Below are 263 nucleotides of genomic sequence, written 5' to 3'. Positions count from 1 at the left end.
ATGGCAACATTAAAGTGATTTTGAAGCCATAGCGAGGAGAAACACGATGAATATTTACAGACCGGCGGGATTTTGGATCAGATTGGGAGCCGTGGTACTCGACTATTTAATTACTTCAGTGCCTTTGGCGATTATTTTTATGCTGGCAACAGGAAAAGATCCGAATGAGAGCGCAATGATCAGCATTATTTTGACTCTTTATGGTATTTTGCTCCCTGTATACTGGAACGGTTATGTTATCGGCAAAAAGATCTGCGGTATCC

At 41.4% G+C, this 263-nt stretch carries 1 pseudogene; it reads left to right on the top strand.

Features of this window, described 5'->3' with window-relative positions:
- Positions 1-46: 46 nt before the first annotated feature.
- Positions 47-263: pseudogene (locus G9F48_RS19440) on the top strand (RDD family protein); the annotation flags it as partial.

The sequence above is a fragment of the Bacillus sp. EKM420B genome (assembly GCF_011065565.1).
Classification (GTDB): domain Bacteria; phylum Bacillota; class Bacilli; order Bacillales; family Bacillaceae; genus Bacillus; species Bacillus velezensis.
This window is presented reverse-complemented; position numbering and strand designations above follow the sequence as displayed.